This window comes from Peptoniphilus rachelemmaiella, from assembly GCF_943169845.1.
Classification (GTDB): domain Bacteria; phylum Bacillota; class Clostridia; order Tissierellales; family Peptoniphilaceae; genus Aedoeadaptatus; species Aedoeadaptatus rachelemmaiella.
Window position 1 is genome coordinate 31,809 of record NZ_CALPBW010000005.1, and the last position, 21,584, is coordinate 53,392.

General features: G+C 43.3%; 33 protein-coding genes and 1 tRNA gene. All 34 read right to left on the reverse strand.

Features of this window, described 5'->3' with window-relative positions; genetic code table 11:
- Positions 1-15: 15 nt before the first annotated feature.
- The 34 genes from KO087_RS03040 to KO087_RS03200 all read right to left on the reverse strand — a co-directional run bounded on the left by KO087_RS03040 (position 16) and on the right by KO087_RS03200 (position 21,583).
- Positions 16-792, reverse strand: a complete 777-nt coding sequence (locus KO087_RS03040; protein WP_215507601.1) for a phage tail fiber protein — start codon at positions 790-792, stop codon at positions 16-18.
- Positions 793-794: 2 nt separating this feature from the next.
- Positions 795-1,325 (reverse strand): phage tail domain-containing protein, encoded by a 531-nt coding sequence (locus KO087_RS03045; RefSeq protein WP_215507602.1) that lies wholly within the window; start codon positions 1,323-1,325, stop codon positions 795-797.
- Positions 1,325-6,328, reverse strand: coding sequence for a phage tail tape measure protein (locus KO087_RS03050; RefSeq protein ID WP_215507603.1), 5,004 nt, complete (start codon positions 6,326-6,328; stop codon positions 1,325-1,327). The genes KO087_RS03045 and KO087_RS03050 overlap by 1 nt, the downstream gene beginning before the upstream one ends.
- A 34-nt stretch (positions 6,329-6,362) precedes the next feature.
- On the reverse strand, positions 6,363-6,920 hold the full coding sequence (locus tag KO087_RS03055) for a Gp15 family bacteriophage protein (protein ID WP_215507604.1): 558 nt from the start codon (positions 6,918-6,920) through the stop codon (positions 6,363-6,365).
- A complete protein-coding gene (locus tag KO087_RS03060) occupies positions 6,913-7,251 on the reverse strand; it encodes a DUF6673 family protein (RefSeq protein ID WP_215507606.1) in 339 nt (112 codons plus the stop codon). The genes KO087_RS03055 and KO087_RS03060 overlap by 8 nt, the downstream gene beginning before the upstream one ends.
- Positions 7,252-7,273: 22 nt before the next feature.
- Positions 7,274-7,765 (reverse strand): hypothetical protein, encoded by a 492-nt coding sequence (locus tag KO087_RS03065; protein ID WP_215507608.1) that lies wholly within the window; start codon positions 7,763-7,765, stop codon positions 7,274-7,276.
- A gap of 1 nt (position 7,766) precedes the next feature.
- Complete coding sequence (locus KO087_RS03070; RefSeq protein ID WP_251374902.1) at positions 7,767-8,177, reverse strand: hypothetical protein; 411 nt, start codon at positions 8,175-8,177, stop codon at positions 7,767-7,769.
- On the reverse strand, positions 8,174-8,524 hold the full coding sequence (locus KO087_RS03075) for a minor capsid protein (RefSeq protein ID WP_215507610.1): 351 nt from the start codon (positions 8,522-8,524) through the stop codon (positions 8,174-8,176). The genes KO087_RS03070 and KO087_RS03075 overlap by 4 nt, the downstream gene beginning before the upstream one ends.
- Complete coding sequence (locus KO087_RS03080; protein WP_215507612.1) at positions 8,524-8,916, reverse strand: DUF6751 family protein; 393 nt, start codon at positions 8,914-8,916, stop codon at positions 8,524-8,526. Before KO087_RS03080 ends, KO087_RS03075 begins: the two co-directional genes overlap by 1 nt.
- Positions 8,917-9,297, reverse strand: coding sequence for a head-tail connector protein (locus KO087_RS03085; RefSeq protein ID WP_215507614.1), 381 nt, complete (start codon positions 9,295-9,297; stop codon positions 8,917-8,919).
- 2 nt (positions 9,298-9,299) lie between these two features.
- A complete protein-coding gene (locus KO087_RS03090) occupies positions 9,300-10,355 on the reverse strand; it encodes a phage coat protein (RefSeq protein WP_215507617.1) in 1,056 nt (351 codons plus the stop codon).
- A 12-nt stretch (positions 10,356-10,367) separates the two neighbouring features.
- The gene (locus KO087_RS03095; RefSeq protein ID WP_215507619.1) at positions 10,368-10,934 is read right to left on the reverse strand and encodes a phage scaffolding protein; all 567 of its coding nucleotides are present in this window, start codon (positions 10,932-10,934) and stop codon (positions 10,368-10,370) included.
- 69 nt (positions 10,935-11,003) lie between these two features.
- Positions 11,004-11,080: transfer RNA gene (locus tag KO087_RS03100), tRNA-Trp, on the reverse strand.
- Between the two features lie 65 nt (positions 11,081-11,145).
- Positions 11,146-11,406, reverse strand: coding sequence for a hypothetical protein (locus KO087_RS03105; protein ID WP_215507620.1), 261 nt, complete (start codon positions 11,404-11,406; stop codon positions 11,146-11,148).
- A gap of 48 nt (positions 11,407-11,454) precedes the next feature.
- Positions 11,455-11,778: a YjcQ family protein gene (locus tag KO087_RS03110; RefSeq protein WP_215507621.1), complete on the reverse strand. Its 324-nt coding sequence runs from the start codon at positions 11,776-11,778 to the stop codon at positions 11,455-11,457.
- Positions 11,779-12,027, reverse strand: a complete 249-nt coding sequence (locus tag KO087_RS03115) for a hypothetical protein (RefSeq protein WP_215507622.1) — start codon at positions 12,025-12,027, stop codon at positions 11,779-11,781. It lies immediately after the preceding gene.
- Positions 11,993-13,516 (reverse strand): phage minor capsid protein, encoded by a 1,524-nt coding sequence (locus KO087_RS03120; RefSeq protein WP_215507623.1) that lies wholly within the window; start codon positions 13,514-13,516, stop codon positions 11,993-11,995. The genes KO087_RS03115 and KO087_RS03120 overlap by 35 nt, the downstream gene beginning before the upstream one ends.
- Before the next feature lie 3 nt (positions 13,517-13,519).
- Positions 13,520-14,815 (reverse strand): phage portal protein, encoded by a 1,296-nt coding sequence (locus tag KO087_RS03125; protein ID WP_215507624.1) that lies wholly within the window; start codon positions 14,813-14,815, stop codon positions 13,520-13,522.
- A gap of 11 nt (positions 14,816-14,826) precedes the next feature.
- Entirely contained in the window at positions 14,827-16,113 is a 1,287-nt protein-coding gene (locus KO087_RS03130; RefSeq protein ID WP_215507626.1) for a terminase large subunit domain-containing protein, read from the reverse strand.
- The gene (locus KO087_RS03135; RefSeq protein WP_215507628.1) at positions 16,088-16,726 is read right to left on the reverse strand and encodes an HGGxSTG domain-containing protein; all 639 of its coding nucleotides are present in this window, start codon (positions 16,724-16,726) and stop codon (positions 16,088-16,090) included. The genes KO087_RS03130 and KO087_RS03135 overlap by 26 nt, the downstream gene beginning before the upstream one ends.
- Before the next feature lie 313 nt (positions 16,727-17,039).
- Positions 17,040-17,450, reverse strand: a complete 411-nt coding sequence (locus tag KO087_RS03140) for a type II toxin-antitoxin system HicB family antitoxin (RefSeq protein WP_215507630.1) — start codon at positions 17,448-17,450, stop codon at positions 17,040-17,042.
- A 61-nt stretch (positions 17,451-17,511) separates the two neighbouring features.
- Positions 17,512-17,706, reverse strand: coding sequence for a type II toxin-antitoxin system HicA family toxin (locus KO087_RS09620; RefSeq protein ID WP_068457876.1), 195 nt, complete (start codon positions 17,704-17,706; stop codon positions 17,512-17,514).
- Positions 17,707-17,792: 86 nt separating this feature from the next.
- The gene (locus KO087_RS03145; protein WP_215507632.1) at positions 17,793-18,185 is read right to left on the reverse strand and encodes a hypothetical protein; all 393 of its coding nucleotides are present in this window, start codon (positions 18,183-18,185) and stop codon (positions 17,793-17,795) included.
- Positions 18,186-18,366: 181 nt separating this feature from the next.
- On the reverse strand, positions 18,367-18,597 hold the full coding sequence (locus KO087_RS03150; RefSeq protein ID WP_215507634.1) for a hypothetical protein: 231 nt from the start codon (positions 18,595-18,597) through the stop codon (positions 18,367-18,369).
- Complete coding sequence (locus KO087_RS03155) at positions 18,594-18,746, reverse strand: hypothetical protein (protein WP_215507636.1); 153 nt, start codon at positions 18,744-18,746, stop codon at positions 18,594-18,596. The genes KO087_RS03150 and KO087_RS03155 overlap by 4 nt, the downstream gene beginning before the upstream one ends.
- Positions 18,736-18,981, reverse strand: coding sequence for a hypothetical protein (locus KO087_RS03160; protein WP_215507638.1), 246 nt, complete (start codon positions 18,979-18,981; stop codon positions 18,736-18,738). The genes KO087_RS03155 and KO087_RS03160 overlap by 11 nt, the downstream gene beginning before the upstream one ends.
- Before the next feature lie 9 nt (positions 18,982-18,990).
- The gene (locus KO087_RS03165) at positions 18,991-19,443 is read right to left on the reverse strand and encodes a single-stranded DNA-binding protein (protein ID WP_215507640.1); all 453 of its coding nucleotides are present in this window, start codon (positions 19,441-19,443) and stop codon (positions 18,991-18,993) included.
- Entirely contained in the window at positions 19,440-19,655 is a 216-nt protein-coding gene (locus KO087_RS03170) for a hypothetical protein (RefSeq protein ID WP_215507642.1), read from the reverse strand. The genes KO087_RS03165 and KO087_RS03170 overlap by 4 nt, the downstream gene beginning before the upstream one ends.
- A gap of 52 nt (positions 19,656-19,707) precedes the next feature.
- Positions 19,708-20,001, reverse strand: a complete 294-nt coding sequence (locus tag KO087_RS03175; protein ID WP_215507644.1) for a DUF3310 domain-containing protein — start codon at positions 19,999-20,001, stop codon at positions 19,708-19,710.
- Positions 19,998-20,216: a hypothetical protein gene (locus KO087_RS03180; protein ID WP_215507646.1), complete on the reverse strand. Its 219-nt coding sequence runs from the start codon at positions 20,214-20,216 to the stop codon at positions 19,998-20,000. Before KO087_RS03180 ends, KO087_RS03175 begins: the two co-directional genes overlap by 4 nt.
- Complete coding sequence (locus KO087_RS03185) at positions 20,213-20,551, reverse strand: MazG-like family protein (protein ID WP_215507648.1); 339 nt, start codon at positions 20,549-20,551, stop codon at positions 20,213-20,215. The genes KO087_RS03180 and KO087_RS03185 overlap by 4 nt, the downstream gene beginning before the upstream one ends.
- Positions 20,552-20,606: 55 nt before the next feature.
- Positions 20,607-21,056, reverse strand: coding sequence for a pentapeptide repeat-containing protein (locus KO087_RS03190; protein WP_215507650.1), 450 nt, complete (start codon positions 21,054-21,056; stop codon positions 20,607-20,609).
- A 48-nt stretch (positions 21,057-21,104) separates the two neighbouring features.
- Positions 21,105-21,443, reverse strand: a complete 339-nt coding sequence (locus KO087_RS03195; protein ID WP_215507652.1) for a VRR-NUC domain-containing protein — start codon at positions 21,441-21,443, stop codon at positions 21,105-21,107.
- A complete protein-coding gene (locus KO087_RS03200; RefSeq protein ID WP_215507654.1) occupies positions 21,440-21,583 on the reverse strand; it encodes a hypothetical protein in 144 nt (47 codons plus the stop codon). Before KO087_RS03200 ends, KO087_RS03195 begins: the two co-directional genes overlap by 4 nt.
- Position 21,584: the final 1 nt, after the last annotated feature.

Below are 21,584 nucleotides of genomic sequence, written 5' to 3' on the forward strand. Positions count from 1 at the left end.
AGTTGTACTTCATGATTAGTTAATAGCGAATTTTAATGCGCCGATATTTGCGATGGGCATATAGCCTTTTTTGAGTTCCTTGGCTGCACCGCGATCGTAAATCCAAATCGCTTCACCTAATTTTAAACTGTCCATTACAACAGTATGATCCCACGTTCCCCAATCTGTTGTGGGTCGATTAAAGTTCAGCTTGTTGGCATTTTTAATGACCGACTGCCCTGTTTCGTTTTCTTCGGGGGCTGAAAACTCAATCGGGACTCGGGCATAATTGTCGCCGATTAGCTCGCTTCCGCCTTTATCGGGGGAATTATTAAATAATGCCAAATGAGGCGATACCCCGTTCATGCTTCTACCGTTGAAAATATTCAAAAGCTTCTTCTTGTACGCCGTCGATAAATTGCCTGTGGAATAGATCTTAATTTCTTCGGGCATAAACACAGGCGCCTCTTGTGCCCTGATTTCCAGATCTTCTGTTAGCTTCCCATAGGCCAGCATATTTCCACCCAATTTCGAATCGCTGATCCCTATATAGGTGACTGTGCCCGCCGGCGACTCCGTTTGCGGGAAGTTGATTTGTTCTTCATTGGAAATACTAATGACGCCATCTTTTTCTGCGGGCGAATTAAAACGAACAAGTTGTCGCTCATAACCGTTATAACTAACTTCTACTCCCGCGCCGGTTTCGTTGGGGCTTGTAATATAAAGCCCAACATAAACCACTGCGGGCGCGGTAAACTGAATGCCTTTTAATGTGTTTAAAAATGCTCTTTCTAAATAATTTGTCGCATACATAATTATCTCCTTTTTAAGTGTGTAATCAAAAAGCCGCTTGATCCTTTTGATGGGTTTTCCAATTCAAGAATACACGGTGTGTCCATCGTTCCTCGATAATCGATTTGTAATTCACCTTCAAATTCAATGGTTTTAGATTCCCGATAAGCGAAAGGTTCACAAATAAATTCAAGGGTAAATGTCCGCATATTTTGTTTCGGGAAATCCATGATCTCACCGCCGTGGTAAATTTCACCGATATAGTATTTGTCCGGCTCGTCCCACAGATACAACTTGCCTTTTTTACCTAAGATATAAGAAATTTCTCTCAAATCGGCCCGCGACAACTTTTCAACGACGTCGCATTCCAGTCGAATTGTTCTTTCCTCCCAGCATTCGGCGCCATAGTCATATTGACCATGACGCCCTGGTATGGCGATTTTTCTTTCGCGCTTCGGGGGCAAAATAAAATCGGTTTTTACAACTTTGATATTAAACCGATCTCTAAAATTGACGCCGCGAAACTCAAAAGAATCGCTTATGGTTCCTTGCATTAAATCCCCCTTCGTCTTAATTCTCGGTCGATTCCCCGTCCCATTTGCGTGCCGGCTTGGTACGGAGACGGTCCTGCCGCTTGCGGATATACATTGATATTATTGACTGCGCCTTGTGCATTGGAAATCTGCGTTTTCAAGTTGTTGAGCTTGTGCTGCGATTGTTGAATCGTCGCATTGACTTCCATCTCAGCCATTTGACGCATTTGATTTAAAACATCCTTGACCGACTTAATGAAACTGTCTTTATTTTTGTCGAAGCCTTTCGTTAGCTTGTCCGCGGACTTTTTCCCAACTTCGCCTGCCGTCTTCACAATCTCTTCAAGATTTGTGACGAGTTTATCGGTGTATTGACCTTTCAAGTTTTTCAATTCTCGATCGTAATACTTTTTCGCGATGCTTTCTGCAAGATTACGCTTGCGTTTAAGAAGATCCATGTGACGATCCCATCCTTCTTGTGACTGATTCAACAAGAATTCACCGTATTTCACAGCTTTATCAATGTCCAGGGTCAGCATCCGCCCAATGGCGTCGGCGTCGGCTCCTTTTTCGCTTATTCGATCAAGGAGACTTCCATAATGTGCAACTTGTTGTACCTGAGGTTCTAAGTCCGTCAATTTCAACATGTCTTCGCCAAATTCATTTTTCACGACTTTACCTTCGGCGTCTCTGACCACCTCAAGTACATCGCCATAATCAATAAGTTTTTGTTTCAGACTTTCCGCTTTATTTTTAATGGATTCAGCGGCTTTTTCATAAGACGATACAATACCGCCGTACGTTTCATCGAACGCCTTGGCATAGTCTTCTAAGTTTTTCTTCTTTTCTTCAAGTGCTTTTTTATCGGCTTCAAGGTCTTTTTTTCTGGCTTCAGATTTCTTTCCGCTTTTTCTTTTTTCAGCCTGATTTTCCAATGCTTCAATCTCAGATTCAACCTGTTGGATTTTTTCCTTATGAAGCGCTTGGAAAGATTCATACATCTTCCCGATGTTCAGAATACCAAGGCTGGTTAACTTTCGATGACGTTCTTCAACTTCTCGCCGCTCAAATAATGCCATGTTCATGTGTTGGTCGGTCATGCTTTTAATCATGCCGTCACTAATAATCTGCATGGATTGTTCGATTGCAGGCATTGAATCTTCAAGCCCGACAGCGATCCCTTGACCAGCCGGCAAACCGACTTCAGCTGCCATTTTCTTCGATGGCGAATGGATGTCTAGCGATCGTCGTGCAGCTTTTAATGCCGAGGACGCAACTGAAATTGCCGCAGATATTACGCCGCTACGACCGGCGCGAATCCCACTTGCCATACCTGCTGACATGTTACGACCAACTGAAACAAATCGCCCACGGTAGGAATTAGCCGCACTTACTGCCGCATTTAATATCGCTCTAATTGCCGATACAACTTGCCCTTGAGATGCTCTAATTCCGTTCGTTGTCGACGTCATCAGCTGGCAGCCTTCATTTTGGAAACGGCTTTTACTTGTCGAAATTGCTTGAATCAAGCCATTTATGATCGACGTCATCGCCGATTGCATTTGACCTCTGGCAGCATTCACGCCACTGACCATAGAAGTCATTGCAGAAGATACGGCAGAAGAAATGGCGCCGACTTGTGATTTAAACCCTGCTGCGAACGCTTGACCCGCTTGAGAGCCCGCTGCTTGCATTTGAGACTTAGATGTTTGTGCACCTTTAACCGCAGCATCAGTTAAAGATTTACTTGCTGCCTGTACTTCTCCTCGCGTACCCTCAAAGCCTGTAGCATAACTCTTGCCCCCGTCGGTGCCTGCCGATTTTGTTTTGGGGGGCGCTGTCTTTAATTTATTAACCGCAGCATCGGACAAAGCTAAAGCCGCAGAACCGCTGTCTCCAGCTTTACTCTTGATTTGTGAATTATATGCGTTTGCAAATGCGTCCCCTTGTCCTGAGGCTTCTGCTGTTCCGTTAAGGTTAGCCACCGCCGCATCTTTCATGCTGGCAGCACTCGCTCCCGCTTCACCAGCTCCGCCGGCCAGCGGATCGACAAAATTACGGAAAAGTTGATCTCCCAGCGCTGCAGACTGACCCCCATCGTCAAGACCACTCACTGCCGACTGCATTACGGCCGAAGTTGCAGAAGACGCTTCGCCCGAACCAGACAATAATTCTTGTAAAAAATTATCGATCATAGATCGGCCTTTTTCTGCCGATTGACCGCCATCATCTAAATTAGATGTGGCAGCATCGCCGACGGATCGACTTGCAGATTCAACTTCGCCTTTTCCACCCAATAATCCTGATGCAAACGACTTAATAAGATTTCCGCCAGCAGATATTAATTGACTGCCAGCACTAACGATGCCTGTGCCGATTGCTGCAATAATGCCTGGAACCGCAGCTAATACAGTAGGAATGCCTTGAATAATGCCGACGGCCAAATGTGTTAACAAATCGGCGCCTTTTGCAAGCAATGCCGGTCCTTGTGTGCCGATTCCAGCAATAAATCGGCCAATTAGTTGTACACCTGTGCTGAGTAATTGAGCGCCATTCGTGGCAATGCCGCCGATAAAAGTTTGAATCAGTTTAACTGCAGAATTTAACATAGCGCCTGGATCAGACAAAAGACCAGTCTTTAATCTTTCAATAAGATACATGGCATTAAGATAAATTGTTTCAGCACCACTTTTAATTCCTGCACCTAGCGATTTAATTAAACCTTTACCAACGCTTGCGAGATTAGCCAAACTAAATACATTAATGATCGCCAAAATAATTTGGGGTATATTAGCAATTAACGTCGGAATCGCTTGGATCAAGCCTTTTGCAATGGTACCAATGATTTGAATCCCAATCATTAGGACTTGAGGGATCGCACTATAAACCGCAGATGCAAATTTATTGATTAGTCTCGGGGCTTCCTGAATGACCAGAGGTAAATTTTGAGCGATACCCTGAGCTAAACCCTTAAGGATTTCACCCCCAGCTTGAATCAACGTCGGAATCGCACCAATAACTGAATCGGCAATATTGACTACCATTTGTAAAATGGTCGTCATGACTTGAGGAATGTTTTGCCCGATTCCTTGGGCCAATCCCAAAATCATCTGGGCGCCTGATTGTATAAATTGCGGAACGGCGGTGCCTAGCACACTTGCAACCTGGCCAATCGCGGCCATAATTGATGTTCCGATTTGCGGTGCATTTTGTGCCAACCCTTGAACAAGACTAACAATTAATTGAGCGCCTAATGCTAAAAATTGTGGAAGTAGTGTCGTAACACCTTCGATCAACGTTGTTGCAATTTGCGAGACACTTTCGCCGATTTGACCGATATTTTGAGAAACACCGTTAATCAGTTGTTGAATAATGTCAATGCCGAGTTGCATGAATTGAGGCGCAACGCCCGAAATATCAGCGATAACACTCGCCATGGTTTCGCCGATAACTTTACCGATTAACTCCATCCGACTACCAGAGTTCTCCATGCTTGCGGCGAGTTGATCGAATAGGGTGCTTGCCTGTTCAGAACTTAATCCGAATTGCTGCATTGCCCAGTCGACAAATTCTGCTTTTGTGGCGAATTGTTCCATCTTGAAGCTGGCTTGTACGAGGTTAATCCCGAGTTCATCGACGCTAATTCCTGCGTCTTCCAGGTTCGACTTAAGTTCTCCCATGTCTAATCCGCGGAACGCCATGGAAAGGGCGTCAATATAGCCTGTGGCTGTCGAAACCGAGGTTCTCAAATCACCTTGGAAAGTTTGGTAAAATGCAATACCCAATTCTTCCAATGCCGATTTCATGATGACCAGATCGCCTTTTAGGTTGTCGATCATAACCTTGGCCATCTCTTCAGCCGCGCCAGCAGAATTCCTGATGTTTTGTTCAAGCTGGTTCCATTCGCCACCCTCAATGGACGACTTCAAACCTTCATACAAAATGCTGGCTTGTTCTGCGGATAGCCCAAAGGCCTCCATTGCATGATTGACGAAATCTTGCTTGTCGGCAAATTGGTCAAATTCTTTTCCGAGGGCGGCGATGTTTTCTTTAAATTCTTCGCCAGGGCCGCCGGCGGCTTCCAAGGCCATGGAAATATCGTCGATATTGGTCGCGTTGGCAGCTAACAGTGCCGAAACGGCAGCTAAGTCTTGCTTATTAAAGACGGTATTCAGCCACTCTTTCCTCTCGGCGGTGGTCATATTGGCCATCTCAAGGGAAATATCACGGAACACGTCTTTCAACGGTCGCATGTTGCCTTCAGCGTCGAATGCCGAAATCCCCAAGGATTCCATCGCTTTCCGCGCTTTGTCTGTTGGAGCAGTTAAACTCATAATGACGTTTCGAAGTTTCGTGCCGCCTTCAGCACCTTTTATCCCGTTATTTGCTAAAATCCCTAATGCGGTATTTAATTCAACTGTGCCGCCTGCCAAATCTTTCGCGGTACCACCTACAGTTAAGATGGCTTCACCAAGTTGAGCAATGTTTGTATTCGACTTTTGAGATGTTTTTGCCATCTGGTCGATGAACGAGTCGGCATCTTCGATCGATAAACCCAATGCACTCATTGCATCCGTTACAATGTCGGTTGCATAACCCAGATCTAAACCGCCTGCTGCAGCTAGATTCAAGGTTTTCGGTAACAACTTAATAGCGTCGTCTGCATCATAACCTGCGAGGGCAATATAGTTTAATGCTTCAGAGGCTTGAGTGGCTGAGAATTGCGTCGTTGCACCCATTTCACGGGCTGCAGCTTCCAACTGTTTGAATTCTTTAGATCCACCTCGAATTTGTTCTTGCGTGAATCCCATGGTTGCCGCCACTTGACTCATGCCCGATTCGAAATCAGATCCAACCTTAACCGCCGCCAGACCGACGCCGCCAATTGCGGTTGATACAGCGGCAATAGCTTTTACAGTTCCTTTTGCGAATTTGCCCGTTACTTTCCCGAGCTTACTCATGCCCTTTTTAAACCCAGAATCATTTAACTCTGTGTCAAATATTAGTTTTCCATCACTTGCCATTTCTCACCTCGCTTTCTATATAAAAAAATAGAGCCTAACCCCACAGAGAATCTGCGAAGTCTTGCTCTTTTTCAGATGCCGTCTTGTTTTGTTTCAGTGCATACAGCTTTTTCATGTTTTTATAAAACTTAATTTCATCCCGCGACATAGTGGTTGTAATTTTCTTCGCCCGATAACCCATGACTTTTGCCATGATTGTTGTTTCTGGGAGATTGTAAAATAAGGCTTTGAATTTCCACCAATGCATCTTTGATTCGGTTAAGTCAATCCCATACGCGTCTACAAAACTAACATAAATCAAATCGCCGTCTTCCGAAAATGAATAAACGGGATCAACTTTTTCAGTTGATTTTTCGATAGTGTCTCCTACATAAATGTCAAGAATCCGAGTGATCGCCTCGGATTCATTGACAATAAATTGGTCACCATAAAACATTTCCAATGCGATTTTTATTTTTAATTCATCGTCAATTTCTTTGTCTTCCATCAAGATTTCGAATCGCATAAACGTTTTAAAATCGGCTTTAAATTGGTATTCTAGACCTTCGATTTTTACCGAGTAGGGTAAATCATCTAAGATAACATTACTCATTTTTTACATAGATGGATTTAAAAATTTCTTCTCTCTGTACATTCATCTCATCGGTCAAATAATAGGCAAGTTGAATGATGTGCATCATTTTCGGTTTTTTATCACCGAAGATGGTTTTAATCGCACCTTCTCCGAGAATCTTATCGAAGATGGGAATCATTTTGGCAATTAAATCATCATAAGATCCATAGCTCCCGCTTTTCATTTCGTCTGCAAGGGCAATGATTTCTTTAAATCCTTCATTTGCTACATCATCGAAAATGTCGATATAAAAAATGTTGTCTTCAATGTCGACTTTAATTTCATTGTTCGTGAATTTTAATTTTGCCATGTTAATGGTCTCCTTTCTTTAATTACTGTTGCGGTGCAGCCGAGGCGTCGATGGTTGCCGTTTGCCATTCGTCTTTAGACGTAACAGTCACTTTCTTGAAGTCGCCGTTTACTCTAAAAGTACCTTCATACGTGTACGCGTCCATAGAGCCGCCGTCAGTGTTAGGAATAACAGAATATTTTCGTTCTCTTGCTTCATAGCCTTTTCCTTTACTCTTTGTAAAGTCGACGACTAAAATTTCTACAACAGCATCGGTGCCGATAATTTCGTCGTCGATGAGTTGTGCCAATTTATCATGAACAGGATCGCCAAGTAGTTGGTCGAAGCCCCATTCAATGGATGCCGAAATACCAACAACGTCAGTGGTTTCGAACATTTCATCGACGTATTGACGAGTATATTCTTTCGGATTCTTAGAATTCGATAGGCCTGTAAAGCCTTTCATTCTGTGGTAGGTGTCGTCTACCTTCATAAAAGCGACCTTGTCTGCTCTTTGTACTAATTTTGTAGTCATTTTAAACCTCCAAATATAAAAGTTTTAATTGTATCTGATATTGTCCTCTGTCGGCTTCCGCATTGAGCAAATAGCCGTTGGTCAATACTTCTATTCGTTGTGCGCCGTCCACTTCGGGAAGCACACCTTTTTCATTATTCTCTTCAATCCAGCGCGAAAAATCTTCATAAAAGCCTGAATTTTCTAATTGTTGAATCACTTCTGAAGAATGGTAATTCAGTGTGGCGAAAGTAAATCCATATTGTTTAATGACGCCGCCATCAGAATATTTCTTATAAATCGGATCCATGGGATCTGAATAAATAATATATTCCAGTGGCTCAACGCCAATGTAATTTACATTGATTCTGGCTTCTGCATCTAATAAGGGGCAATCCATAAAATATTGTCTAATCGCTTCAATTGCCGTCATGATCTAGCTCCTGCAATAGCTGCTGCACCTTTTAAAATAGATTGTTTGTGCGATTGCTTCATCCGCTCAAACCACTTATTCCCACGCATTGGGGCACCTGAAAAGTTTGCGGGCTCATAATACCAGCGCTTTGCATAAGGCGTTTGTTGAATGATCTTTCCAGAACCGATATTGGTTCCGTTACTTGCGGCACCAATCAACATCCCTTGCCGAAATGGTGTATAAGGATTCATTAAACGCATACATTCAGAATCAATAAATCGCTGCACTTCCTGGCCTTTTCCAAGCTTTCGTTTCCTGTAGGCCGCACCTTGATCGAAATCAAATTTCTTCAGTAAAATTTTCATTACTTCGCACCTACTTCCCAATGACGCATTCTCTGGGACCCATAGTCTCTCGTATCAACGGTCGTCACCATGCGCACAAAATCATATTTCTTTTCGAAATCTTTTACCGTGGTAAATTCATCGTCGATGATGCCTTTAACAATTACATCTTCCGGTTGAAAAGTAATTTTTCCATGATGATTTGTTTTGAATTCGGAAGGTGGAACATAATCTTTGCAAGAATCGAAAGGGATATAAATCGTCGATCGATCGGCGCTTACAAGCCCAGATTGCAAGATGTTTGCGCCTTGATTGTCTTCCCAATGAACATTGTAAACGTAGGATTTTTGATATTTTGTTTCCCTGTTTTCAATGTATCGATTGAAAATTGTTAAATCTGCATTTGTCAGCATTCAACCACCTCGATACATTAAACCAGTCAATCCAAAATACTTTTTTACAATCCCAACATATTTGTTTTGCTTCATTGCATCTAGCTTGTTAATGTCATCAACGGTAGCGGTCAAATAATCGACGCGTTGAGATCCGACAGCTTCAGACTTTATGCCGTCCGAACGATGACCTTTTAAAAAGTCTTTGTTCTGGTCGAATTCATAAGTGATCAACTCCATAACGCAATTATTGAATTGTTCTACCAATTGAGGATTAGTATAATCAATTCGTCCAAAGGTCAAATAATCGATCAGAGCTTTCGCCTGTTTAAACTTTAAGGAAAACTCAGACAGAGTCATATCTCTGCCCGAGCCTGTAAATTCCTTATATAAGTTTTCCATGATTAACCCAAAGAAATAACTCTGGCGATGGGCACGGCTTTATGATCGATGTATTGTTTTCCGCTGGATGCATTGGTGTTGACTAATTCCCAGTTCGTTCCGTTTTCCAATTCTTGATTGGTCGGAGATAAGGTCTTCATAGATTTATTGGTGAAGTTAATTCCATAGGGGGCGAAGCAGTGACGTTGACGAGAGTACAGAGTATCTTGACCGCCATTCACTTTAGGATTGCGATCCATTTCGAAGGGAACCTTTACGCCTGCATCAGTAAATTCGAACGCACCTTCGCCTAAAATATAAGTGGTGTACTTAACCACATCGCCGCCGGAAGTCGTTTCAACTTCAGTAGGCATGGAATCGTCGATAATAACAGAGCGACCATTTAGCGTTGCCAAGGTCAAGTCGCGTTGAACGCCTGTCGCATCAGTGTATTTCAGATGCTCAAGCAAGTTGAGATTTTCTAAGTTCGTGGCAACTTGAGAATGCATGATCGCCAAACTAAAGTTAACTTTGTTTTCTCCCACGGCTGCTTGAAGTGCGTTATTCAGCGTTACTTCATTAAATTTGCCGCTATCAACTTTCGTAATATCGGAAGTGTGGCCGTCGACAAACTTTTTGTTTTCGGCGCCGGTCATACCGAAGATGCCTTGTAAGATAGAAAGAATCGTATCTTGATCGATTTCATCCCAATATTCGGAGACTTGTTTTGCCACGTTGTCCATAAAGTCGACGCCACCTGTAATATCATAAGCGAAATCTTTTTCAACCCATGCATTCGCACGACCGACGACAACCCGAGTGTGGGTAAAAGTCGGGGTGTCATTTTCTACGATGTCCGTTTGGCCGTCGTAGTTCGAAACAGTACCGCCAATGCGACCGAACAAGGGAACAGTAACAATGTTTCCGCCTGTTTGTTCAGCCATGGTCGGTTTAATGCGGTCATTCATCACGATCGCTTTCGACTTAACTAATTCATTTCTTTTCAGTTTCGGGATTGTGTCGTAATACTTGCCGAACACTTCGGCATTAAAGTTTTTGCTGTCAAATAATCCTGCCATTTCTTTTCCTCCTTAAATTTCAGCACCTGGATGTGTCGATAAATAATCCATCATCTCAGAATAAGTCATGTTTTCTTTCGGCTTTTCAGGATTTGCAGTTCCTCCGACCGAGCCGCTTCCTTGCTGCGGTTGGAATAAATAAGCATCTGTTTCGCGAATGCCTTTGATCTGTGCTTCAAGTGCCTTATTAAAATCTTCTGCCGTTGTTAACGCGTCCATATCCAGCAACGCTTTTGCGGCTTTCGTATTCTTTACCTTGGCACCCATTAAAGCCGATTCAATATTAAAATCACGTTTTAATCGATCAATGTCCGATTGGTGACTCACTGTCGATTCTTCGTATTTTTGCTTATAGTCTTCGGCTTCCTTCTTGATTGCATCCACGTCTAAATCTTTAAATTCTTCAATTTTCTCGTTCGCATTTTTTAATTGCAATTCTAAGTTTTCTTTTTCCGAATTTAAGATTTTATTTTCGTTTTCTAAGTCTTTAAATTCGCTTACGACTAATCCATGCAGCCTAAAAACTTCCTTAATCTGCGTTTCATCTAACCCTAGTGCTTTCAGTTCTTCTGTTGTCATGTGTTCCTCCTACACTTAGCTTTTTGAGACGTCGCTCTGTCTTGTGTTTGCGTTTTAGATTCGCCAATCTGGCAGAAGCGGAAGGATTTGAACCTTCGATCTTCGGTTTTGGAGACCGATGCTTTACCTAACTAAGCTACACTTCTATAGAGGCGGCTTTTCGCCGCCTTGATCGAAAGGAGACCAAACATGGAGCAGTTTAACGTCTTACTCAGGACCAACGGACTCCTTTTTGACTATTAAAATAGCGTTGCTTCTTACGCAACGCTTTAAATTCTTCTTCTGATAAAAGTCGCTTCATGGCGATTTTATATTTTTTCTCATAGGGATAACGACCTTGGTCGATCAATCGACGGCAACATTTTGCTTCTTTCTCGGTATAAAAATGAGCATGTTGATCGTAATCTCCATACTCTCTTTTTAATAACCAAGGCCGCTCTAACTTTGGATAATGTTTTATTGTCAGCTTCATATTCTTGCATTAAAAAAGCTCCTATTTACTCAGAATAAGAGCTCTGCTTTATAACCCGGGAATTGTTTCTTTGATTCCCTTTAACTCACGTTGAACTCGCCTTAGAATAGAGTTTTCCTCTAAGTACTCTAAGCCTTTCAGGGTAATTTGAACATCATTCAACATTAAAAGATAGCTTCCGTCTTCGTAGCGCCGGACCTGGACTCCTTTAATATATCCTGCATCTATGAGCATTTCTAATAGATGATCGCGCCGATGCTTGTTGATTTCCAAATGTTCTGCACTTAAGCGTTCGACATCAACCTTCGGATAATCTAGAGAGGTTTGAAGCGTTGATAGAATGCTGTAAATTATCTTGAAATCTTCAATCATCTAATACCACATCACTACGCAGTCTTTTATCTCGCGCTCACCTTCTACCATATCTCTAAGGGCATTTAATGCGTTAATTGCATACGGATAGCCACTATATTCCCTTTTATCCTTCGGGCTAAGATTGACTTCATAATCATCTAAGTCGTTACAATTGACAGAAACGGTGCCAAACTCACCCCAATCTTCAGGGTAATAATCCGCAGAAATGACATTATTTTCTTTTCTTACGTTTCTTAAGTTTAGCATAATACTCACCTGCCTCTTTCTTATAGTTGTATAACTTCGATGTTTCTTTGTGCGCTTCGTCTTGCGTCATTCCTCTAGCTATCAGCCTTCGTTCATGGACTTCGTGCTTTAACAATGTTAAATCATGTTTCTTAATGTCATTTTGAGCTAATCGTTGCCAGCTTTGAGCAATGGCAAAGTCCGGATCGAATCTACGATAACCGTCAATCAAATGGTGTTTATCGATGAAAAGATACTCTTTTATCTCTTTTATAATAGATTCTTCATAACCAGTGCTCGCTGCGATTCTTGCTACGTCAGTAGTTTGGCTCCGAATCTCATTGTAATAGAGCTTCGCATGCTTTCTTGCCTCTTGAGAGTGCTCATCCGATATTGCGCCGGAAATGTTTCTATCACTCCTATTATACCCATCTTTTTTTGTCCTGTACACCTTCGCATGATTGCTGAATTTATCCCGTTCATGGCGCAACCGCTGTGCTCGCACTTTGTGCGTCGTTACACTCTCTTCGTAGCCAAGCTCGTCATACATAGTAATCTTTCGTTTTTCTTTCTTGATGGAATTTTCCAGATGCCGTATGCGTTGACCTGCTTCGTACGCAGTGTATTTTTTCCCTTTATACTCAAACGGTCGCGGTTCTTCGAAATCACTATATGCAGGTTCAGAGATTCCCTCAAAGAAGGGGTACCAGCTGTGCCTACAATTAACGCCACTAAAACCGTCAGCAGAGCCATAACCAATATCATTCAACGACAAATAATCAGGTTTCCCACTTAATGAAACAATCTGCCCCTGCCATTCTTGGTGCGTGGGTCTTGCGCCGGCATGCGCGGATATTTCCATTAAATCTTGGCCGACAAGTTCCGCGTTCATGAGACCCATTTGCGTCGTTAACTGTCTAAATCCTGTGTTTACGCACATTCGCACGGCAGATTCTATTCGTATCGTTCTTCCCGAGGCATAGTCTATGCTTACCAAGCCGCGGTCGGCGCATTTATTGACCATTTGTCGAATAATTTGATCGGAAGAAAAGGCGCCGGATCTTAAATTTAAAACTGCCTGAGATAGTTCTGTCCGGTAAAACTGCGTCAACCCCTTGCCGGCGAAACCGGTAGTTTTGGTGATATTCTTTAAATCATTTCCACTTTGTCTTTTAATTGCCTCAACGAACTTCATGACCGATAAATTGTCTTGGTAATCCGGAAGATGCTTTTTCCCTTTTGCATATAGCTTTTTGTCATAGGCATATGATTTTACACCTGCCGCTTCCATGATCTTTTCAATTTCGGAGACCGATTGATTTGAAAACTTTGCAACCTTCTTCGTCATGTCATTAAGGCTGTAATCTACATCAATCATTGCTTCCATTTGATTTCTCCCGGTCGCGGTTCTTAAATGTCTCGCTACATCCCGAAGCACATCGTCTTCAAGTTGTTCTAAATACTTCTGAATCTGTTTATCAGCTCCGACAAAATAATCTGGGCTAAGCATAGGCTACTCCACCGTTTCGTCATCTTCATCATCCGTTTCTTCGACACCAGGTAGCATGTTTTTTGCTTCTTCTTCAGAAATTCCATAGCGCCACATCAAATAATTTTCAGGCTTCATCAAACCGACTGCCACTTCTTGCATTCGAATCTTCTGTTCCGTTTCGCTATCCACGATCAAGGAATCATCAAAACTAAAACTAATGTCGGGTTCTTGTTTGTTTAGCCAGAAGCAAATCAGCTCAGCTGTTGCGACCAACGCTTTTTGAATTTCTTTTTGAATGTCAACGATTGTGGCATAAGATCGTTGCTTACTCGCCTTCACTTCAGTTGCCGTCTTGTCCACTTGATCTACTTCAGACAGTGTTCCATAAGCAAGCCCAACAGTGAATTCAATTCGGCGAAGGATTTTATTTAGACCATTGAACAAAGAAGAATCTCGAATCGCGGGGCTAAATACTTCATAAAATCCCGACTCTTGATCAATCCCGAGATTTCGGAATAATCTTTCTTTACCATGAGGAAGCTCTCCTCTTTGTGTTAAGACAGTTACGTCGGCATCAATGGCAAGTTCAGAACCTCTAAATTCCCATAAGGTGCGTTGGTATTGTTCGTCTGCATCTTGAATCAAGCTCAATGCTCTTGCAAAACACGAAACTACTTCTTTATTTTGCCAATCCAGGTTATTCGCTTGAGGATTCTTCAAATAGGCGAATAACGGTCGATCATAATCAATCACAGATTCAGGAACAATTCCTTCCCACTCGGCAATACTATCTTGAGTACATAATTCGCCCAATGTTGAATAGTTTTCAGAGCGATAGAATGAATTCGTCACGATCCAATGGTCATCTCTCACATGCTCTTCAAGCCGCGTGTAATAAACATTTTTATCATCTTCAAACTTGATTGTTCGATCGATGAAAACCACGTGACTGTTAATATCTTTAATAACATAACGATCGGGTGTGGCAAAATCAAACTTAATCTCATCGCCCGCTGGGTACGGCTTTATAATCAAACCGCCAAATGCCATGGCGTACTCTGTAAAGTTCCTACAATGATCGATCACTTCTTGATAGATTTGATTTAGTTCTTCGTCGTTTACAATTTCACTTTCCAATTCAATGGTCGCAAGTCTTGCAAACTCGGACGAAATGCTCGCAGCTAAACCTAGACTTTCTAAATTGTCACCACCGAGCCAGGGGTATTCGCCATGGTAGCAATCCATCCACAACATAAAATCATTTTGATTGCTTGATTTATTGATTCCAAGCCGTTGTCTAATCTCATCTTGTAACACGCTTTCACCTCCTACAGTACATTTAATGCTTTAATATATCTTTCCCACGAATATTCGAACGCGTCCAACGTATCTATGTCGGATGTTCCGTCATCTAACCTTATAAAATCAGTTGGTTTATCCGGATCCCAAACAGCCATAGACAATGCTTCGGACAAACTCTCACAATCTTTTGTCATATAAAAACGACCTGAATTCATAAGTTGGTCAGTCACTCTAATTCGGTCGTTGATTTCATTCTTTATTGAATTTTTTATCGGCGTAACAGTTTTTGTTTGAATGCCTCGTTTTAAAACTTGTTCAGCGGAATCTACGTGGCATGCTGCGACCGGTCCATATTTCATCGAAACAAACCGCTCAAACTCTAAATAATCTCTATAAAGCGTTTCAGGATCTTCAGGTTCTGTTCTTCTGCTTGCCAGTGCGTACAATCGTTTCAAGTCTCGACTTATTCCACTTGCGACGAACGCATGCTTTGAACCAGATCCACCAAAGTCTAAGCCGATTTGAATGATCAACGGTTCTGAGATTTTCTCTAAGATATATTTCTTCGGATTGTTGGCAAAGTTCCGATAGATCAGACCTTCTGCCACCATACGGCGACCTAAAATATCTCGATGGTACCAGACCGTATTAGGATCATATTGACTTTTGATTTCTAAAATACGTTCTTTCGGAAGATTAATGTTGTCGTCAATGGTGAAATGCTCGTAGTTATATCCGCCGATCAATTCGTCGCCCATATCTCGGTACCGGTCAATGTATTCGACATAAATTTTATGTTTCGGATGTGACGGGTTTAAATCCCAGAAGAACTTTCTTACTTTCGCAGCCGCTGTTCGGTTGAATGCTTCTTTGATCGTATTATCGTGATGCAAGTTGATCTCTGTTGCGATCCACATTCCGTACGAGTTACCGCGTATCTTCTTATAACTGTCAACTTTCGCACCGCCCGCAAATATAACAATTTTCTCTTTAAAATTAGTATGAGGCCCTTTTATAATCAAGGCCTCATTGTCTTTATATTTGCTCCAGCGGCATTGTCCTCGAAAAATAAATTCAAGACCGAAGCCGTTAGCATCTCCGATATTTAATTTTGCATTGGCTACCGTTGATCCAGTTGCGAGATGGATTCTGTCGGGTACCATCATCAATTCCATAGCGAAAGCGAATATGTTATCCACCGTTTTACCGGCACGAACCGCACCTTCTGCCACGTTGTACATGTTTTCTTTACATCCGCGAATATAGTTGATATGCTTATCGCTAAAATTAAATGGAATCGTCTTTTTTTTCATAAACTAATTCCTTGATTTCATCTAAGTCTTCAATTTCTTCTGAAATTCCTTTCAGCTTATCGATTTCAGTCTTGAGTTTATCGATCCGAAGCTTCTGTTCTTCTGTAGCAAGTCCTTGATTACATTGTGCTTCGTACTTCACAATCATATTTGTTAGATTTGTCATCGCTCTCGCTTGCGATGTTAAGAAGCGTTCGTAGCGATCCCAAGCCGTGTGATATTCGTACTCGACGACATCACCGAATTCACCCTCACTTTTCTTTTTCTCTAGTCGCACTAGGTCTTCACGATTTTTTACCTCCATGATCGTCTGTGCCCGAATAATGGCCGCATACTGAATTTTGATGTTCTCCCATAGGATATCCAGCGGACTTAATGATTCGATGGCATCTAAAAGTGCCTGTGTTTCTTCCGGCAAGTATTTACTGAACAGACCGTGCTTCTCTGCATTCTTGTTGCCGCGCATGTTTTCCGGTTTTGGCCCGGTGCTCTTTCCGCCATGTAATTTACATCGGCCGGTTCCCACATGATCCGTCCCCCATCCGGCTGTTTTCTTGCACGCTGTCCCTGCGCGCGTCTTTGCGCCACAATAATTCAACTTACGGCTCGACATCACCCCACCTCTTTAAAAACTTATTCATAGATTATTCTCTATATATTCTGTCTTATGTATCACGGCTGAAACCCACCCCGCGCAACTGAAATGCCGTGCTTTGCGCCCCGCTCGGTTCGAGGAAATAGGAGATCAAAATGTACCATCCGTTCGAAACAGTCCATGCTTACGATTCATTTAAGAAGGCCCCTCCGAGCTACCTCAGGACATAAAAAAAGAAACCTCCCGCGGGAGATCTCTCTACTTATCCATACTACCATTATGCCACGGCAAAATCGGACAAAACGGACAAAAATAAAAGAGGCGGCCTGCGCTACCTCTTTGTATCAATTCCAATATAATTTTTAATGGCCGTTTGCAACAACTGAGAAAAATTGATGTTATATTCTTGAGCCGCATCGTTAAGCCATTTAGGTATAGTCAGTGTCTTTTTTACCGATTTATTTTGAAACTTATCCCTTACTAAGGGCATCCACACTTCCACTAAAACAACGGATAGTCCTTTGTTCAATAAACTCGAAAAACTCGTTGGTGAAGGGATTTCATTCCCATTTTCTTCAAGATCATATAAACAGAGCTCTAAAACTTCTTTAGCCGACTCCATGATTTCGTCTTCACTCTCTGCAAAAGTAAATCCATTACTTATGTCAGGAAATATTATATCGTATATCCCTTCATCTTCACTAAATGAAATGATGGCAGGAAAAATATAGCGATCCTTCATAAGTTCCTCCTTCTCATTTACATTTAATATTGTCACATAAGAAGGTGTTTGGATAACAGGGTTAAAACTTGAGCCCTGTTATCCGTTGAATGCTACTCACAGTACCGGCCGGAATCTCCTTAGAGGTGCATTTTATAGGTACACTTACACCGGTTTTTTTATTTCGGTAAATTTCATGTGAACCGTTAGTCCTTACATGTTCCCAACCATTTGCGAGTAGTTTCTCAACAACTTCTTTGTATTTTTTTCTTGGCATATTCCATCCTTTCTGCAGAAAGATTTTTTAAGATAAGAATATGGGCGATTGGGACATTATTAGTATATACGTGTTTTCAATACGTGTCAATGGTTTTTGAGAAATCTATTTTGTATTTTTCTGGCATGGCTTTCATCCATGCTTCCCATGCTGCGCGATATCTTCTGCCAGCTCCACCCGTCGACATAACGCCTTTGAAAGACCATCCTCGTCCTGCTGTCCTCGATCGACGAAATGAAATCTTCGATGCGAATCGTCTCATCTAGGCAAGCTGCAAGGCGCTTCCGCAGAATCTCTTCGAGGGCTTGCTTCTTTATGTCTACGCCTTCAATCCGCACATGTATCGGCTGATATGGAAACTCCGCGTTCGATGCCGTCACCCGATCAGATAAAGGGGCATGGAGCCGGCTAATGCGTCGTTCCAACTGTCGAATCTCTTTCTTAATGTATCTGTAGTTTTCCAGCGTTTCTTTGTCCATGCTGCCCCCTTATGCTTGCGCCTTTTCCCTGCGCCTTATGTTATGTATCGCGGCAAGGTCCCACCCCGCGCTCATTGTGCCGCGTAGCGCTCCGCGACGGCTTGCTTGGGCTCTCGCCCACTAAACGTAAAAAGTCGAAAAAGATGTTGTGTTTGCTTTCTGCCGTCGCCACCATATTTTTTCACCGGTCCGATAAATGCTCGGAAAGACCGCGCCATGCTTTCGCGTCGCAATCCATCCCCAGATTTTTGCACTCGGCGATCTCTTTTATAATTAGGTCTTTGCTCTTTTCCGTCAATTCGTCGCTGTTATCTTTTAGAATCCGCGCGATAATATCCACGATATACGTGCTTCGCCCCAGCGCGTATCTAAACGCTGCTATATATAATACTTGTTTTTCTGCTGTGTTCATTTTTCCCTCCACGTAAATTCCAGGCCGATCTCCTCTTCCAGGGCACGCCCCACCGTTTCGGCCGCTGCCTCGGCTTTTGCGTCTTTCTTGATCTGCTCGATCTGCGCCCAGGTGAGGTTATAGGTCGGCGTTTTATTTTTATTCTTCATCGGCAATGATGCTCATTTCTTTTTCATCGCCAATGATTCTTATTTCTTTGATTTCGTCGCCATTTATTACGCGATAGCCGCCGCTTTCGGGGATGCACACGAATCCGGTATCCTCGATTTGTTCCATCAAGGTCCCTGATACGTTCATCATTATCCTTTCTTCGCTTTTGTGTTTTTGGGTTTCGATCCTTGTTTTCACGACTTCGCTGTCGCTTAAATGAATTTCAATTCTCATTTTCTCCCCCTAAAAAGGCACGTCCGCGTTGTCTATCGGATAATATCCCACGTCACCGCCATTGCTTCCGCCCTGCGGGCCGAACGTTTGTCCGCCATTGCTGCTGCCATTGCTGCCGCCGTTTTCTGCTGCGGTCTCGATAAAGTGGACGCGGTTAATAATGACATCCGTGGTATACACCCGTTCGCCGTTCTTCTCGTAACTTCCCGTCTGTATCCGTCCTTCAAAGGCCACTCTATTGCCCTTACGAAAGTAATTGGCCAACAGCTCGGCGGTCTTCCCAAAGGCCTTGATGCCGATGAAATCGGCGGTAGGCCGCCCCGCTGCTTCCGCTTCTTGGCGCTTTTCGCGACTCATTCCCCGATCCACGGCAACCGTGGCGAAACAGTTCGCGGTGCCGCCTTGGCTGTATTTTAATTCCGGGTCGCGTGTAAGGCGCCCGTATAGTGCGACTAGATTCATTCTTCCACCACTCTAACTTTTAAGTTCTCAACCCATGCGTATTCATCGAACGTAAATTCTTTTTTTATCGCCTCTTTTATATCTTCCATATGTTTTTTGTAAAACTTTTCTTTATCGCTTTTATATTTGGATATAAGTTCCGGTTTTATCCCAAAATCTTTTTCCTGCTTTTCTACATCTTCCACTAAATCAAATTCAATCTTTAACCTCATTTTCCGCCTCCTACTAGAAGGTTACTAGAAAGTTACTAGAAACTACTCTTAACTACTCTTCCCCGTTTTTCTTAACGTAACAATGCGCCGGAATGTTTATACCGTGGGAATGGCTTCCCGATTCTTTTTCTTCGGCCTCGACTTTTGCCGCAAGTCTCGCGACATAATCCTCTGCCTTGTATAAGTCTTCCAGCCCACCTTTAAGGGCATAGCGAATTAGGTACTTGAAGGCATTGCCACGAAGAAAGCCGACGTACTGTTCTTCCCCGAGGAGCTTCGCCAGAATCGCCATACTGTCCGACCCGTCTTCCAGAACATAGTGCGCCGGCGTATTGAAGTCTGTCACTCCTCATCATCCTCCCCGTTGTACAAATCGAGGGCATCGCCTATTCCCCGTATAGACTGCCCCAAAATCACGCAAAGGGACTGCACCCACGCAATAGGCCGCCCGGCCATCACCTGGTGCATCTCGTCTTCCGTTAGATCGGAAAAGCAGCGGTTCACCCATTTCCCGTCGCGTTCCACTCTGAAATACACGCCGTCTAAGTTTCGTTGAATCATGCCAAATCCTCCTCTTTTACGAAAACGCCGTCGATGGTCTTGCCCTTGCGGTCCTTGATTTTTTCATAGGCCATGGATAAACACTCTTCCCAGTCGATCCCTAATTGCTTGGCCAGAATGACCAGAGTCACCAATACATCGCCGAATTCCATCTTCGTGTTGTCGAATTGTATATAGTATCCTCCGCCGCCAAAATTGATTTCCTCAAGATCCAGCATGGTCTTAAACTCGAAGACCTCTTCCATAAACTTCATGAACTGCTTGTCCGCGTTGGAAGGATCCACGATCCCCTTTTCTTCGCCCCACGCTTCCACTTTCTTAATCAATTCGTTCATCTTCGACTCCCTTCAATCTGTCGGGATTTCCGACATGTTTATCTAGCCCTGTGTTTTATAATTTAGCCACTTCCAAACTTCCCTCGACATAGTCGGCATTGGTCAAGTCCGCACCGGTTAAGTCTGCGTCGGTTAAGTCTGTATCGCACAAGTCTACACCAGTTAGGTCGGCACCTCTCAAATCTGCGCCTATCATGCTTGCATATGCTAAATTTGTATTTGCCAAACAGGCATCTTTTAAATTTGCCCAGCCTAAATTCGCACCGCTTAAATCTGCGCCTTTTAAATTTGCGCCGCTCAAATCTGCCTCTACTAAACAAGCGTCGCATAAGTCTGCATCTCTCAAGTCTGCACCGCTAAAAATGGCAAGCTCTAAAAAAGCACCTTTGAGGTTCGCTCCTCTTATATCTGCGTTTCTTAGATTCGCGCGGACGCCTTCTTTTTTGTGACTGCACAACCAATTTTCGTGCTCTCGCAATACTTCTCGCAGTTCATCTTTGTTCATAATCTGCCCCGTTCTTCCAAGCCCGCATAAATCCTTAACAAACCTTAACTACAACAGCTTCCCTTGCTCATATCCCAAGATTTCAAAAGCATCATCCACATTCCGCGCGATGCCGTATAGCACCTTCGCCGATACATCCGACCGCATAAAATCAATCTGCGGCTGGGAAACCCTGCCCGATGCCGTCTTCACTTCGATGAAAAACATCTTGCCATCCGCTTTTCGGTAGCCGAAGAGATCCGGAAAACCCTCCGGCAGCGCCCGCACGAAACGCTTCCCGTCCGGACTTTTTAAAAGCCCGCTGGTCGCCACCCAACAGCGGCCCAGCCCGGTGCCGTTAATGGCATCGGCAATCTCTCGCTGAATCTTCCCTTCCTTGCCTCTCAAAACACGCTCCCTTCCACATGCCGAATGCAATACAAATAGCCGCCTTCAACCTCCACATAATAGCCTTTGCTGACAAGCGCCTTTACCAGCCTCACCCGCTCCTTAAAGCTGCGGTAAGGGATCATCAGAACTTGAACCATC

Bases quoted from the DNA above. Each gene is read 5' to 3' on its own strand.
- KO087_RS03170 (WP_215507642.1), bottom strand. From the start codon at position 19,655: ATGAGGTTAAAGATTGAATTTGATTTAGTGGAAGATGTAGAAAAGCAG.
- KO087_RS03050 (WP_215507603.1), bottom strand. From the start codon at position 6,328: ATGGCAAGTGATGGAAAACTAATATTTGACACAGAGTTAAATGATTCT.
- KO087_RS03130 (WP_215507626.1), bottom strand. From the start codon at position 16,113: ATGAAAAAAAAGACGATTCCATTTAATTTTAGCGATAAGCATATCAAC.
- KO087_RS03190 (WP_215507650.1), bottom strand. From the start codon at position 21,056: ATGAACAAAGATGAACTGCGAGAAGTATTGCGAGAGCACGAAAATTGG.
- KO087_RS03040 (WP_215507601.1), bottom strand. From the start codon at position 792: ATGTATGCGACAAATTATTTAGAAAGAGCATTTTTAAACACATTAAAA.
- KO087_RS03105 (WP_215507620.1), bottom strand. From the start codon at position 11,406: ATGAAGCTGACAATAAAACATTATCCAAAGTTAGAGCGGCCTTGGTTA.
- KO087_RS03180 (WP_215507646.1), bottom strand. From the start codon at position 20,216: ATGATTCAACGAAACTTAGACGGCGTGTATTTCAGAGTGGAACGCGAC.
- KO087_RS03200 (WP_215507654.1), bottom strand. From the start codon at position 21,583: ATGGTTCAAGTTCTGATGATCCCTTACCGCAGCTTTAAGGAGCGGGTG.
- KO087_RS03070 (WP_251374902.1), bottom strand. From the start codon at position 8,177: ATGACGGCAATTGAAGCGATTAGACAATATTTTATGGATTGCCCCTTA.
- KO087_RS03185 (WP_215507648.1), bottom strand. From the start codon at position 20,551: ATGAACGAATTGATTAAGAAAGTGGAAGCGTGGGGCGAAGAAAAGGGG.
- KO087_RS03115 (WP_215507622.1), bottom strand. From the start codon at position 12,027: ATGCTAAACTTAAGAAACGTAAGAAAAGAAAATAATGTCATTTCTGCG.
- KO087_RS03085 (WP_215507614.1), bottom strand. From the start codon at position 9,297: ATGGAAAACTTATATAAGGAATTTACAGGCTCGGGCAGAGATATGACT.
- KO087_RS03155 (WP_215507636.1), bottom strand. From the start codon at position 18,746: ATGAAGAATAAAAATAAAACGCCGACCTATAACCTCACCTGGGCGCAG.
- KO087_RS03165 (WP_215507640.1), bottom strand. From the start codon at position 19,443: ATGAATCTAGTCGCACTATACGGGCGCCTTACACGCGACCCGGAATTA.
- KO087_RS03080 (WP_215507612.1), bottom strand. From the start codon at position 8,916: ATGCTGACAAATGCAGATTTAACAATTTTCAATCGATACATTGAAAAC.
- KO087_RS03110 (WP_215507621.1), bottom strand. From the start codon at position 11,778: ATGATTGAAGATTTCAAGATAATTTACAGCATTCTATCAACGCTTCAA.
- KO087_RS03145 (WP_215507632.1), bottom strand. From the start codon at position 18,185: ATGGACAAAGAAACGCTGGAAAACTACAGATACATTAAGAAAGAGATT.
- KO087_RS03090 (WP_215507617.1), bottom strand. From the start codon at position 10,355: ATGGCAGGATTATTTGACAGCAAAAACTTTAATGCCGAAGTGTTCGGC.
- KO087_RS03095 (WP_215507619.1), bottom strand. From the start codon at position 10,934: ATGACAACAGAAGAACTGAAAGCACTAGGGTTAGATGAAACGCAGATT.
- KO087_RS03135 (WP_215507628.1), bottom strand. From the start codon at position 16,726: ATGTCGAGCCGTAAGTTGAATTATTGTGGCGCAAAGACGCGCGCAGGG.
- KO087_RS03140 (WP_215507630.1), bottom strand. From the start codon at position 17,450: ATGAAGGATCGCTATATTTTTCCTGCCATCATTTCATTTAGTGAAGAT.
- KO087_RS03150 (WP_215507634.1), bottom strand. From the start codon at position 18,597: ATGAACACAGCAGAAAAACAAGTATTATATATAGCAGCGTTTAGATAC.
- KO087_RS03045 (WP_215507602.1), bottom strand. From the start codon at position 1,325: ATGCAAGGAACCATAAGCGATTCTTTTGAGTTTCGCGGCGTCAATTTT.
- KO087_RS03060 (WP_215507606.1), bottom strand. From the start codon at position 7,251: ATGGCAAAATTAAAATTCACGAACAATGAAATTAAAGTCGACATTGAA.
- KO087_RS03160 (WP_215507638.1), bottom strand. From the start codon at position 18,981: ATGAGAATTGAAATTCATTTAAGCGACAGCGAAGTCGTGAAAACAAGG.
- KO087_RS03075 (WP_215507610.1), bottom strand. From the start codon at position 8,524: ATGAAAATTTTACTGAAGAAATTTGATTTCGATCAAGGTGCGGCCTAC.
- KO087_RS09620 (WP_068457876.1), bottom strand. From the start codon at position 17,706: ATGCCAAGAAAAAAATACAAAGAAGTTGTTGAGAAACTACTCGCAAAT.
- KO087_RS03055 (WP_215507604.1), bottom strand. From the start codon at position 6,920: ATGAGTAATGTTATCTTAGATGATTTACCCTACTCGGTAAAAATCGAA.
- KO087_RS03065 (WP_215507608.1), bottom strand. From the start codon at position 7,765: ATGACTACAAAATTAGTACAAAGAGCAGACAAGGTCGCTTTTATGAAG.
- KO087_RS03120 (WP_215507623.1), bottom strand. From the start codon at position 13,516: ATGCTTAGCCCAGATTATTTTGTCGGAGCTGATAAACAGATTCAGAAG.